Genomic DNA, 12,559 nt, shown 5'->3' on the forward strand with positions numbered 1-12,559 from the left:
GCGTGCTGCTCACCGTGACGATACTCGCCGCTCTGGCAGTCGTCGCGAGCGCCCTCAGCGGGGTCCTCGGGCGCCACGTCTTCCTGCTGCCGGCCGCCGCGAGCCTGGCCGCCGCCGTCTGGTTCGGCCTGCAGGCGCCGCTCGTCGCCTCGGGGCAGGTGCTGCAGGAGCGCGTCGAGTGGATGCCGTCGCTCGGCATCGCGATCGACCTCCGACTCGGAGCCCTCCAGTGGGTGCTCGCCATGGTCGTCCTCGGCGTCGGCGGCCTGATCTTCGTCTACTGCGCCTGGTACTTCAAGACGAAGTCGCTCGCGGCGCGCACCGTCGGCCTCCTCACCGCCTTCGCGGCCTCGATGCTGCTGCTCGTGCTGTCGGACGACCTCATCGTGCTCGCCGTCGGGTGGGAGCTCACCACCGTCTTCTCGTACCTGCTCGTCGGCCTCAACCACCGCTCCGCGAGCAACCGCCGCGCCGCGCAGACGGCCCTCGTCGTCACGACCATCGGCGGTCTCTCGATGCTCACGGGCATCATGATGCTCGAGGCCGAGACCGGCACCTTCTCGCTCGCGGCCACCGTCGCCGACCCGCCGCGCACCGCGATGGCGGCGTGGGCGGTCGCGCTCGTGCTCGTGGGCGCGCTGTCGAAGTCGGCGATCGTGCCGTTCCAGTACTGGCTCCCCGGCGCGATGGCGGCGCCGACGCCCGTGTCGGCCTTCCTCCACGCCGCGGCGATGGTGAAGGCGGGCGTGTTCCTCGTCGCCGCGCTCACGCCCGCATTCGTCGACCTGCCCTGGTGGCGCTGGACGCTCGTGTCGCTCGGCATCGTCACGATGCTGCTCGGCGCGATCCGCGCCATGCGGCAGCTCGACATCAAGGTGCTCCTCGCGCACGGCACGGTGAGCCAGCTCGGCCTCCTCATCACGACGATCGGCATCGGCACCCAGTCGGCCATGCAGGCGGGCCTCACGCTGCTCGTCGCGCACGCCGTGTTCAAGGCGGCGCTGTTCATGGTCATCGGCGTCGTCGACCGCTCGACGGGCACGCGCGACCTGCGCGAGCTCGGCGGCCTCGCGCGCCGGATGCCCGTGGTCGCCGCCGCGGCGATCGTGTCGGCCGCGTCGATGGCTGGCATCCCGCCGCTGCTGGGCTTCCTCGGCAAGGAGGCGGCGCTCGACGCCGCGCTCCACGACATGGGCGAGCTCGGCGGGCTCGGCTGGGTCGCGTTCCTCGGCATCGCCGTCGGCGCCGCGCTCACGGTGGCGTACTCGCTGCGGCTCGTCGTGGGCACCTTCTTCGGCCCCGAGGGCGCGCCGGTCAAGCGCCGGTCGCGGATGCTCGTGGTCGCCCCCGTGCTCCTCACGGCGCTGACGATCGGCCTCGCCTTCCTCGGCAAGCCCATCACCGCGGTGCTCGCGCCCCACGTCGGCGCGGTGCCCGGCGGCGAGGAGGCGCCCTACCTGGCGCTGTGGCACGGCATCACGCCCGCGCTCATCGCCTCCGTGCTCGCCTGGATCGTCGGCTACGCCATCCACCGCGCCGTCGGCGCCCGCCGCACCGAGGTCGGCGGCGAGGACCCGTTCGAGACGGCGTACCACGCGGGCATGCGCGGCCTCGACCGCCTCGCCGTCGAGGTGACCGGCCGCATCCAGACCGGTTCGCTCCCGCTCCACGTCACGACGATCCTGCTGGTGCTCGTCGCGCTGCCGGGCTCGGCCCTGCTGCTCTCCGGCTCGCTCACGACCGACGTGCGCCTGTTCGACTCCGCCGGCCAGGTGGTCGCGGCCGCCGTCGTCGTCGTCGCGGGCTTCTTCGCCGCCACGTCCCGCGGCCGCCTGAAGGCGTTCATGCTGCTCGGCGTCGTCGGCTACGGCGTGGCGCTGCTGTTCCTGCTCCACGGCGCCCCCGACCTCGCGCTCACGCAGGCGCTCACCGAGACGGTGTTCCTCATCGTGCTCGTGCTCGTGCTGCGCCGCCTGCCGAAGTACTTCACGAACCGGCCGCTCCGGGCCGCCCGCTGGCTGCGCGCGCTGCTCGGCATCGCGGTCGGCACGATCGCCGCCGTCGCGGCCCTCGCCGCCCTGCAGGCGCGCACCGCCGAGCCCATCTCGGAGCTCTTCTACGACTACGCGTACGAGTTCGGCTTCGGCCAGAACATCGTCAACGTCACGCTCGTCGACACGCGCGCGTGGGACACCCTCGGCGAGCTGTCGGTCGTGCTGGCCGCCGCCACGGGCGTCGCGAGCCTCATCTTCGTCCGCCGCCCGACGCGCGGCGCCGCGGTGCTGCGGCAGTCGCCCGACGGCCCGGGCCGCCGCACCTGGCTGCGCGGCGCGTTCGCCGACGAGGCGCTCGCCTCCCCGGTGCTCGAGATGATGACCCGCCTGCTGTTCCCGGTGATGATGGCGGTCTCGATCTACCTCCTCGCCGTCGGCCACTACCTGCCGGGCGGCGGCTTCGCCGGCGGCCTCGTCGCGGGCATCGCGCTCGCCGTGCGCTACCTCGCGGGCGGCCGCGACGAGCTCGTCGAGGCCGTGCCCTTCGACGCGGGCAAGCTGCTCGGCGTCGGCATGGCGCTCGCCGTGCTCAGCATGGTCTGGCCGATGCTCATCGGCGGCCGCATCGGCGAGTCGTACAAGCTCGCGGTCGAGCTGCCGATCATCGGCGAGCTGTCGTTCGTGACGACCCTGATCTTCGACGTGGGCGTCTGGCTCATCGTGGTGGGCGCGATGCTCGACTTCGTCCGCTCGCTCGGCGCCGGCGTCGACCTGCACGGCGAGCAGAACGTGGCCCCCAGGCCGCAGTACGGCTCCGACCGCTCGCTGCCCGGCGCGGAGGTGCGCTCGTGACCCCCTCGCTCGTGCTCGCGATCGCGGGCGGCGCGCTCATCGCCGCCGGCGTCTACATGCTGCTCGAGCGCAGCCTCATGCGCATCCTGCTCGGCGTCATGCTCGCGGGCAACGGCGTCAACCTGCTCTTCCTCGTCGCCGCCGGCCCCGCGGGGCTGGCGCCCATCATCGGCGAGCCGCGCGACGAGATCGCCGACCCGCTGCCGCAGGCGATGGTGCTCACGGCGATCGTCATCGCGCTCGCGACGAGCGCGTTCCTGCTCGCCATGTCGTACCGCTCCTTCCAGCTCGAGGGCCACGACGAGGTCGCCGACGACGTCGAGGACTCGATCGTCCGCCGTCGCGCGCAGGCCGACCTGTCGAGCGAGGCGCACGTCGAGCCCACCTCGGGCGGCGACGACGACACGGAGTCCGGAGGCCGCCTCGTGCTCGACGAGGAGGGCGACGACGAGCCCGAGCCCACCGAGACGGCGCAGGGCGAGGAGCCCGGCGAGGCCGAGGTCGCGCGGCGGCCCGAGGTGCGCGAGCCCGGCGAGCGCCTGGGCGAGCGGCCCGGCGACGGGCAGGGGGATCGCTGATGGACCTCGCCAACCTCGTCCCCGTCCCGGTGCTGCTGCCGCTGCTCGCCGCGGGCGTGACGCTCGGCCTCGCGCGCCGCCCCGGCGCGCAGCGGGTCGTCTCCGCCTCGACGCTCGCGCTCAACGCGGTGCTCGCGCTCGTGCTGTGCCTCGCCGCCGACCGGATGGGCCCGATCGTCCTGTGGGTCGGCAGCTGGCCCGACGGCACCGGCATCGTGCTCGTCGCCGACCGGCTCTCGGCGCTCATGGTGCTCGTCTCGAGCATCGTCACCGCGCTCGTCGTGATCTTCCCCTCGCGGCGCGACATCGCCGACAGCGCCGAAGGGGCGCCGGTCTCGGTCTTCCACCCGACGTTCCTCGTGCTGACGGCGGGCGTCGCGAACGCGTTCCTCGCGGGCGACCTCTTCAACCTCTTCGTCGGCTTCGAGATCCTGCTGTTCGCCTCGTACGTGCTCATCATGCTCGGCGCCACGAAGGAGCGGGTGCGCGCGGGATCGACGTACGTGGTCGTGAGCGTCGTCTCGTCCACGCTGTTCCTGCTCGCCATCTCGATCGTCTACGGCGCCACCGGCACCGTGAGCTTCGCGCAGCTGCCCGAGCGCCTCGCCGCGCTCGACCCGGGGCTGCAGCTCACCATCCAGCTGCTGCTGCTCGTCGTGTTCGGCATCAAGGCGGCCGTCTTCCCGCTGCAGGCGTGGCTGCCGGACTCCTACCCGACCGCGCCCGCGAGCGTCACGGCGGTCTTCGCGGGCCTCCTCACGAAGGTCGGCGTCTTCGCGATCATCCGCCTGCAGACGATCCTCTTCCCCGAGAGCCCGCTCACCGACCTGCTGCTCGTCGCCGCGATCCTCACGATGCTGCTCGGCATCCTGGGCGCGCTCGCGCAGGGCGAGATCAAGCGTCTGCTGTCGTTCACGCTCGTGAGCCACATCGGCTACATGCTGCTCGGCGTCGCCCTCGGCACCGAGGCGGGCCTCGCGGGCGCGATCTTCTACATCGTCCACCACATCCTCGTGCAGACGGCGCTGTTCATCGTCGTGGGGCTCATCGAACGGGTGGGAGGCTCCACGAGCCTGTCCCGGCTCGGCGGCCTCGCCGCCGTGCCCCTGCTCGCCGCGCTCTACCTCGTACCCGCGCTCAACCTGGGCGGCATCCCGCCGTTCTCCGGCTTCATCGGCAAGGTGGCGCTCATCGACGGCGCGCTCGAGACCGGCTCGCCGCTCGCGCTCGTCGCCGTCATCGCGGGCGTCGCGACGAGCCTCCTCACGCTCATCGCCGTCATCCGCGTGTGGCAGCGCGCGTTCTGGCAGGACCGCGCCGAGTCGGAGGAGCGCAAGCTGTCGCTCCGCGTGCTGCCGCGCATCTGGGTGGTCGCCGCGTCGGCGCTCGTCGGCATCACCGTCTCGCTCACCGTGCTCGCCGGTCCGCTCACCGACTACGCGGCCCGCGCGGCCCACGACATCCGCGACGGGGCCTACCACGTCGCGGTCGAGGAGGCGCAGCCGTGAACCGCCCCGCCCTCCGCTACCGCGTCTCGTGGACCGCCACCGTCGGCCTCACGATCGTGTGGATGCTGCTCTGGGGCGAGCTCACGGTCGGGTCGGCGCTGTTCGGCGTGCTCGTCGCGCTGCTCATCCAGGTCGCCTTCCCGCTGCCCGACGTGCCGGAGCTCGACTCGTTCCACCCGATCGGCTTCGCGCGGCTCGTGCTCGTCACCCTCGGCGGCCTGCTCGTGTCGAGCTTCCAGGTGGCCGCGCAGGTGCTCGCGTTCTGGCGGCCGACCCGCAACGCGATCATCCGCGTCGAGCTGCGCACCGACTCGCCGTTCATCACCGTCATCACCGCCGAGCTCGTCTCGCTCGTGCCCGGCTCGGTCGCGGTCGACGCCGAGGACGGCGCGCTGCTCGTGCACGTGTTCGATGCCTCGAGCGACGCCGCCGTGGAGCGGGCGCGCGCGAGCGTGCGCGCCACCGAGGCGACCGTGATCCGCGCCTTCGGCACCGCCGAGGACCGGGCGCTGCTGCGGCAGGGCGGCGCCGCCGGCGCGCACCCCGCGACCGCCGACGCGCGCGGCGCCGACGACCGGGCCGACCGGCCGGCCAGCCACGACCGGCCGGCCAGCCACGACCAGCCGGCCAGCCACGACCAGCCGGCCAGCCACGACCAGGAGGAGCGCTGATGGAGATCGTGCTCGTCATCGCGGGCCTCATGCTCGCGGCGGCCGCCGCGCTCACGCTCATCCGCATCGTGCGCGGCCCGAACCCGAGCGACCGCGTCGTCGCGACCGACGTGCTCATCGCCATCGTCGCGGGCACGCTCGCCGTCGAGGCGGCCATCAACCACCACGCGTACACGATCCCGGTGATCCTCATCCTGTCGCTGCTCGCGTTCGCGGGCACCGTCTCGGTCGCTCGCTTCATCGCGGGGCGCCAGGGCGTCGTCGGCGAGAAGCCGCGGCGGAAGGGGGAGGGCGCATGACGCTCGAGGGCGTGCTCGACGTGACGGGGGCCGTGCTGATCCTGCTGGGCGCGGCGCTCGCGCTCACGGCGGCGATCGGCCTCGTGCGGCTGCCCGACGTGCTCAACCGCATGCATGCGGCCTCGAAGCCGCAGACGCTCGGCTTCCTGCTGCTGTGCGCGGGCCTCGCGCTCGTGCTCCGCGACGGCTCGGCGACGGCGATGCTCGTGCTCGCCGCGGGCCTCCAGCTCGTCACGGCGCCCGTCGCCACGCAGATGATGGCGAAGGCCGCGCACCGCACAGGCCAGTACCGCGCCGACCTCGTCGTCGACGAGCGCGACGAGCAGGGCGAGACCCGCTAGGATCGCTCGCAGAAGCACAGCAGGCCGCTGCAGCCCGTGCGGGAGAGCCCCTCCGGGGGCACCGAAGGAGCAAGCCTCCCCGCCAAACTCTCAGGTCCTCGAACCGTACGGGAAGGCCGCTCTGGAGCACGCCGCGAGGCTGCGACAGTGGGGGAGTCCGGACCCGACGGAGGACTCATGACCGCAGACGCACCATCGACCGCAGCAGGCCAGGAGCCCGCCGCCCCGCAGCGCACGCCGCTGCACGCCGTGCACGAGGCCGCGGGCGCGCAGCTCGTCGACTTCGCCGGCTGGGCGATGCCGGTGCGCTACGGCTCCGACCTCGCCGAGCACCAGGCGGTGCGCGAGCGGGCGGGGCTGTTCGACCTCAGCCACATGGCGGAGCTCCGCGTGCGCGGCGCCGAGGCGGGCGCGGCGCTCGATCGCGCGCTCGCCGGGCGCCTCTCGGCGCTCGAGCTCGGCCAGGCGAAGTACACGCTCCTGCTCGCCGACGACGGCGGCATCGTCGACGACCTCATCGTCTACCGGCTGGGCGAGGCCGAGTACCTCGTCGTCGCGAACGCCGGCAACCGCCGCGCCGCGGCCGACGCGATCGCCGAGCGCATCGCCGGCCTCGACGCGACGCTCGTCGACGAGACCGACGAGACCGCGCTCATCGCCGTGCAGGGTCCCGCCGCCGCCGCGATCGTCGGCGCGATCGGCCTCGAGTCGGAGCCCCTGGAGGGCCTCCGGTACTACCGCGCGCTCGAGGCGGTGTTCGAGGGCGAGGACGTGCTCGTCGCCCGCACCGGCTACACGGGCGAGGACGGCTTCGAGCTGTACATCGCCGCCCACGCCGCCGAGGACCTCTGGCGCGCCATCGTGCTCGCCGGAGAGGAGCACGGCCTCGCGCTCTGCGGCCTCGCCGCGCGCGACACGCTGCGCCTCGAGGCGGGCATGCCGCTCTACGGGCACGAGCTCTCGCTCGCGACCCAGCCCGCGCAGGTCGGCCTCGGCCGCGTGCCGGCGCTGCGCACGAAGGGCGACTTCGTCGGCCGCGCCGCCGTCGAGGCGGGCCCCGCGGAGGGCGCCCCGGTGCTCGTCGCGCTCACGGCCGAGGGCCGCCGCGCACCGCGCGCCGGCTACCCGGTGCTCGACGGCGGCCGCGTCGTCGGCGAGGTCACGAGCGGGGCGCTCTCGCCCACGCTCGGCCGCCCGATCGCGATGGCGCTCGTCGAGCCCGGCTCGGCGAACTCCGACTCCCTGACCGTCGACGTGCGCGGCACCCAGCTGCCGGCCGCCGTCACCCAGCTGCCCTTCTACACCCGAGAGGCCCGAGCATGAGCGACACCCAGTACACCCAGGATCACGAGTGGGTCCGCACCGAGGGCGACCTCCACGTCATCGGCATCACCGACTACGCGCAGGCCCAGCTCGGCGACGTCGTCTACGTCGACCTCCCGGGCGTGGGCCGCTCGTTCGCCTCCGGCGAGTCGATCGGCGAGATCGAGTCGACGAAGTCGGTCGGCGAGCTGCTCGCCCCCGCCGCAGGCGAGGTCGTCGAGGTCAACGACGAGGTCGCGGGCGACCCGACGCTCGTGAACTCGGCGCCCGAGGCCGACGGCTGGCTCGTCAAGGTGCGCTTCACCGAGCAGCCCGCGCTGCTCGACGAGGCCGCCTACCGCGAGCTCACCGCCTGATGCTGCCCTTCGCGGACCGCCACATCGGCATCGATGGGGCGGCGGAGGCCGTCATGCTCGAGGCCGTCGGCTTCGACTCGCTCGAGGCGCTCATGGACGCCGCGGTGCCCGCGGGCATCCGCTCGGCGGGCGCCGCCATCGGTGAGGCCGCGTCCGAGACCGCCGCGCTCGCGGAGCTGCGCGCGCTCGCGAGCCGCAACACGGTGCGCCGCAGCGCGATCGGCCTCGGCTACCACGGCACGATCACGCCGCCGCCGATCAAGCGCCTCATCCTCGAGAACCCGTCCTGGTACACGGCGTACACGCCCTACCAGCCCGAGATCAGCCAGGGCCGCCTCGAGGCGCTCATCAACTACCAGACGATGGTCGCCGACCTCGCGGGCCTCGACATCGCGAACGCGTCGATGCTCGACGAGGGCACCGCGGTCGTCGAGGCGATGCTGCTCGCGCGCCGCGCCTCGAAGGCCGCCTCGTCGACCTTCGTCGTCGACGCCGACCTGCTGCCGCAGTCGAAGGCGCTGCTGCGCCACCGCGCCGAGGCCACCGGCATCGAGCTCGTCGAGGTGCCGCTCGCCGAGACGGCGCCCGCCGCTCTGCCGGAGGCGTTCGGCCTCGTCGCGCAGGTGCCGGGCGCGTCCGGCCGCGTGTGGGACCCGTCCGCGCACTTCGCCGCGTCGACCGAGGCGGGCGGCGTGCCCGTCGCGGCCGCCGACCTGCTCGCGCTCGCGCTCGTCGAGTCGCCCGGCAGCCAGGGCGCCCGCATCGTCGTCGGCTCGTCGCAGCGCTTCGGCGTGCCGATGGGCTTCGGCGGCCCGCACGCCGGCTTCATGGCCGTCGCCGAGTCGCTCACGCGTCAGCTCCCGGGCCGCCTGGTCGGCGTCTCGGTCGACGCCGACGGCTACCCCGCGTACCGGCTGACGCTGCAGACGCGCGAGCAGCACATCCGCCGCGAGAAGGCGACGAGCAACATCTGCACCGCGCAGGTGCTGCTCGCCGTCATGGCCTCGATGTACGGCGTCTACCACGGGGCCGAGGGCATCCGCGCGATCGCCGAGGGCGTCCACGGCGTCGCCGCGCGCTTCGCCGCCGCCGCCCGAGCCGCGGGTGCAGAGGTCGTGCACGACGCGTTCTTCGACACCGTGCGCGTGCGCGTGCCCGGCCGCGCCGCCGCGCTGCAGGCCGCCGCGGGCGATGCCGGGATGCTCCTGCACCGCGTGGGCGATGACGTGCTGCACGCGTCGTTCGACGAGACGTGGGTCGAGCCGGGCGTCGGCGCCCTGCTCGAGGCGCTCGGCTGGTCGGATGCGGGGAAGGGCGAGCGCGCGGTCCCCGCCGCGCTCGCGCGCGAGAGCGCCTTCATGGAGCACGAGGTGTTCCGCACGCACCGCTCCGAGACGCAGCTCATGCGCTACGCGAAGCGCCTCGCCGACCGCGACTACGCGCTCGACCGCGGCATGATCCCGCTCGGCTCGTGCACGATGAAGCTCAACGCGGCGGCCGAGATGGAGGCCGTCACCTGGCCCGAGCTCTCGGCGATCCACCCGTACGGCCCCCTCGAGGACGCCGCCGGCTCGCTCGAGCTCGTCGACCAGCTCGGCTCGTGGCTCGCCGCGATCACCGGCTACGACACCGTCTCGCTGCAGCCGAACTCGGGTGCGCAGGGCGAGCTCGCGGGCCTCATGGCCATCCGCGGCTGGCACCGCTCGAACGGCGACGACCACCGCGACGTCGTGCTCATCCCGGCCTCGGCGCACGGCACGAACGCGGCATCCGCCGTGCTCGCGGGCATGCGCGTCGTCGTCGTGGCGACGAGCGCGACGGGCGACGTCGACCTCGCCGACCTCGAGGCGAAGATCGAGGCGAACGCGGCCTCGCTCGCGGCGCTCATGATCACCTACCCGTCGACGCACGGCGTGTACGAGGCCGACGTCCGCCGCGTCTGCGAGCTCGTGCACGCGGCGGGCGGCCAGGTCTACATCGACGGCGCGAACCTCAACGCGCTGCTCGGCCACGCGACCTTCGGCGAGATCGGCGGCGACGTCAGCCACCTCAACCTGCACAAGACGTTCTGCATCCCGCACGGCGGCGGCGGCCCGGGCGTGGGCCCGGTCGCGGCGAAGGCGCACCTCGCGCCGTTCCTGCCGCGCGACCCGCGCGAGGCCCCGGAGGAGGTCGACGGCGTGCTCGTCGGCGCGAACCCGGTCTCGGCCGCGCCGTGGGGCTCGGCGTCGATCCTGCCGATCTCGTGGGCGTACGTGCGCATGATGGGCATGGAGGGCCTCACGCGGGCCACGGCGACGGCCGTCCTCGCGGCGAACTACGTCGCCGCGCGCCTCCGCGACCACTTCCCGGTGCTCTACACGGGCGACCACGGGCTCGTCGCGCACGAGTGCATCCTCGACCTGCGGCCGCTGAAGGAGGCGACGGGGGTCACGAACGACGACGTCGCGAAGCGCCTCGTCGACTACGGCTTCCACGCGCCGACGATGTCGTTCCCGGTCGCGGGCACGCTCATGGTCGAGCCGACGGAGTCGGAGGACCTGGCCGAGCTCGACCGCTTCGTCGAGGCGATGATCGCGATCAAGGCCGAGGCCGACGCGATCGGCCGCGGCGAGGTGCCGCTGGCCGACAGCGCGCTCCGGCGCGCGCCGCACACGGCCGGCTCGATCGTGCACGGCGAGTGGGACCGCCCGTACACGCGCGAGCAGGCCGTGTTCCCGGTGCCGGGCGTCGAGCGCGCCAAGTACTGGCCGCCGGTGTCGCGCATCGACCAGGCGCGCGGCGACCGCAACCTCGTCTGCAGCTGCCCGCCGCCCGAGGCGTTCGCCTGATGCGGGCGCAGGCTCGCCGTCCCCTCGCCGCCGTCGCCCTGGCGGCGGTCGCGGCGAGCCTGCTCACGGCCTGCGGCCCCGACGCCGCGGCCACCGCCCAGCCGGGCACGGGGGTCGACGTCGCCTGGTCGGGCCAGCTCACGAGCGGCAACGCCGCGAGCGCGCAGGGCCGCACCGACGCGAACCTCGACGTCGCCGCCATGACCCGCGGCGCCTTCGCCGAGGTCGACGCGGCGGGCGAGGTCCGCGAGGACCCCTCGTTCGGCGTCGCGACGATCGTCGGCGACGCGCCGTTCACGGTGCGCTACGACCTCGCCGACGGCGTGCGCTGGTCGGACGGCGTGCCCGTCGACGCCGCCGACCTCATGCTGGCGTGGGCGGCGGGCTCGAACGCCCTCTCGACCCCCGACCTCGAGCTCGAGGCGCTCCGCGGCGAGGACGGCGCGCTCGACCTGCCGGAGGACGCCGTCTGGTTCGACGTCGCCGACGCGGGCGGCCTCCGGCACGCCGACGGCGCCGCGTCCCGCGACGACTGGGCGCGCTCGATCGACGTCCCGCTCGCGCAGCCCGTGCCGGACTGGCGCACGATGCTCGACGTGGCCGTGCCGGCCCACGTGCTCGGCCAGCGAGCCTTCGGCGTCTCGGATCCGATGGAGGCCAAGCAGCGCGTCCTCGACGCGATCGACCGGGCCGATCCGCTCGCCCTCGGGCCGCTCGCCGAGGAGTGGAGCACGGGCTTCGCCGTCGCGACGGCCGACCCCGACCCCGCCTCGCTCCTCTCGAGCGGCCCGTACCGCGTCGACGTCGTCCGCGACGGCCGGGTCGAGCTCGTCGCGAACGGGTCGTACGTCGGCGACCGCGGCGCGCGCGTCGAGCGCGTCGCCCTGCACGACGTCGCCGACGACGCCGCGGCGCTCCGCGCCGTCGCGGGCGGCGACCTCGACGTCGCGACCGTGCGCCCCGCCGCCGACGACCAGATGGTCGTGCGCGACCTCGAGCGCACGGGTGCCACGCTCAGCGAGGCCGGCTCCGACCGCCGGTGGGAGCTCGTGCTGCGCACCGACCGCGGGCCGTTCCGCTCGCCGGACGCGCGACGCGCCTTCCTGCGGCTCGTCGACCGCGGCGCGCTCGTCGAGGCGGCGCTGGGGGAGGAGGCCGAGTCCGCGCCCGTCGTCGACGGCATCCTCTTCCTCCCGAGCACGCGCCTCGCCGGCTATGCCGCCGAGGACGCCGGCTTCCAGGACGCGTTCCCCCGCACCGACGAGGAGGAGGCGGCCGCGCTCCGCGACGACGCGGCGGTGCCCGCCGGCACCGACGTGTGCGTGCGCTACGACCGCGGCGACGCCGTCGCGGCCGGCGCGCTGCCCGCGCTCGCCGCGCAGGCGTCGGCGGCCGGCTGGTCGGTGCGCGACTGCGGCGCCGACGACCTCGTCGAGGGGCTCGCGCAGGACGACTGGCACGCGGTGCTGCGCGCCGTCGAGGTGCCGGACTCGGTGGAGGCGATCGACGAGCGCTGGCGCGGCGGCGGCATCGCCGCGGCGCCCAGCCCAGAGCGCGACGCGCTGCTCGACGAGGCGCTCTCGACCGCCGAGCCCGAGGCGCTCGAGACGACGCTGCTCGAGCTCGAGGCGGCGCTCGTCGCCGACTCGCTCGTGCTGCCGATCGCCCAGGTGCCGCAGCTCACCGTGAGCGCCGCGGGCGTGCAGGGCGTCGCGCCCCGCGCGGGCTCCGCGCCGCTCACGTGGAGCGCGTGGGAGTGGAGCATCGACCCGGCCGCGACGCCCTGACGCGTCGCGCGCGGGCCGT

General features: G+C 74.5%; 10 protein-coding genes and 1 riboswitch. All 10 genes read left to right on the top strand.

All coding sequences use genetic code 11. The features are described 5' to 3' along the window. Positions 1–14: 14 nt before the first annotated feature. The 10 genes from IEW90_RS05110 to IEW90_RS05155 all read left to right on the top strand — a co-directional run bounded on the left by IEW90_RS05110 (position 15) and on the right by IEW90_RS05155 (position 12,540). Entirely contained in the window at positions 15–2,846 is a 2,832-nt protein-coding gene (locus IEW90_RS05110; protein WP_229679489.1) for a Na+/H+ antiporter subunit A, read from the top strand. After that, positions 2,843–3,424, top strand: a complete 582-nt coding sequence (locus IEW90_RS05115; protein ID WP_188716709.1) for a Na(+)/H(+) antiporter subunit C — start codon at positions 2,843–2,845, stop codon at positions 3,422–3,424. The genes IEW90_RS05110 and IEW90_RS05115 overlap by 4 nt, the downstream gene beginning before the upstream one ends. Continuing rightward, a complete protein-coding gene (locus tag IEW90_RS05120) occupies positions 3,424–4,932 on the top strand; it encodes a Na+/H+ antiporter subunit D (RefSeq protein ID WP_188716711.1) in 1,509 nt (502 codons plus the stop codon). Before IEW90_RS05115 ends, IEW90_RS05120 begins: the two co-directional genes overlap by 1 nt. Then, positions 4,929–5,603, top strand: a complete 675-nt coding sequence (locus tag IEW90_RS05125; RefSeq protein ID WP_188716713.1) for a Na+/H+ antiporter subunit E — start codon at positions 4,929–4,931, stop codon at positions 5,601–5,603. Before IEW90_RS05120 ends, IEW90_RS05125 begins: the two co-directional genes overlap by 4 nt. Beyond that, positions 5,603–5,902 carry an MrpF/PhaF family protein gene (locus IEW90_RS05130; protein WP_188716715.1) on the top strand — a complete coding sequence of 100 codons (300 nt, stop codon included), beginning with the start codon at positions 5,603–5,605 and terminating at the stop codon, positions 5,900–5,902. The genes IEW90_RS05125 and IEW90_RS05130 overlap by 1 nt, the downstream gene beginning before the upstream one ends. Next, the gene (gene mnhG / locus IEW90_RS05135; RefSeq protein ID WP_188716717.1) at positions 5,899–6,243 is read left to right on the top strand and encodes a monovalent cation/H(+) antiporter subunit G; all 345 of its coding nucleotides are present in this window, start codon (positions 5,899–5,901) and stop codon (positions 6,241–6,243) included. The genes IEW90_RS05130 and mnhG overlap by 4 nt, the downstream gene beginning before the upstream one ends. Before the next feature lie 29 nt (positions 6,244–6,272). Then, a riboswitch (glycine riboswitch) is annotated at positions 6,273–6,359 on the top strand. Between the two features lie 61 nt (positions 6,360–6,420). After that, on the top strand, positions 6,421–7,566 hold the full coding sequence (gene gcvT, locus IEW90_RS05140; protein WP_188716719.1) for a glycine cleavage system aminomethyltransferase GcvT: 1,146 nt from the start codon (positions 6,421–6,423) through the stop codon (positions 7,564–7,566). Next, complete coding sequence (gcvH, locus tag IEW90_RS05145; protein WP_188716721.1) at positions 7,563–7,922, top strand: glycine cleavage system protein GcvH; 360 nt, start codon at positions 7,563–7,565, stop codon at positions 7,920–7,922. The genes gcvT and gcvH overlap by 4 nt, the downstream gene beginning before the upstream one ends. Then, complete coding sequence (gene gcvP, locus IEW90_RS05150) at positions 7,922–10,753, top strand: aminomethyl-transferring glycine dehydrogenase (RefSeq protein ID WP_188716723.1); 2,832 nt, start codon at positions 7,922–7,924, stop codon at positions 10,751–10,753. The genes gcvH and gcvP overlap by 1 nt, the downstream gene beginning before the upstream one ends. After that, positions 10,753–12,540 carry an ABC transporter substrate-binding protein gene (locus IEW90_RS05155; protein ID WP_188716725.1) on the top strand — a complete coding sequence of 596 codons (1,788 nt, stop codon included), beginning with the start codon at positions 10,753–10,755 and terminating at the stop codon, positions 12,538–12,540. The genes gcvP and IEW90_RS05155 overlap by 1 nt, the downstream gene beginning before the upstream one ends. The last annotated feature ends 19 nt before the right edge of the window (positions 12,541–12,559 follow it).

Source organism: Agrococcus terreus (genome assembly GCF_014645235.1).
Lineage (GTDB): Bacteria > Actinomycetota > Actinomycetes > Actinomycetales > Microbacteriaceae > Agrococcus > Agrococcus terreus.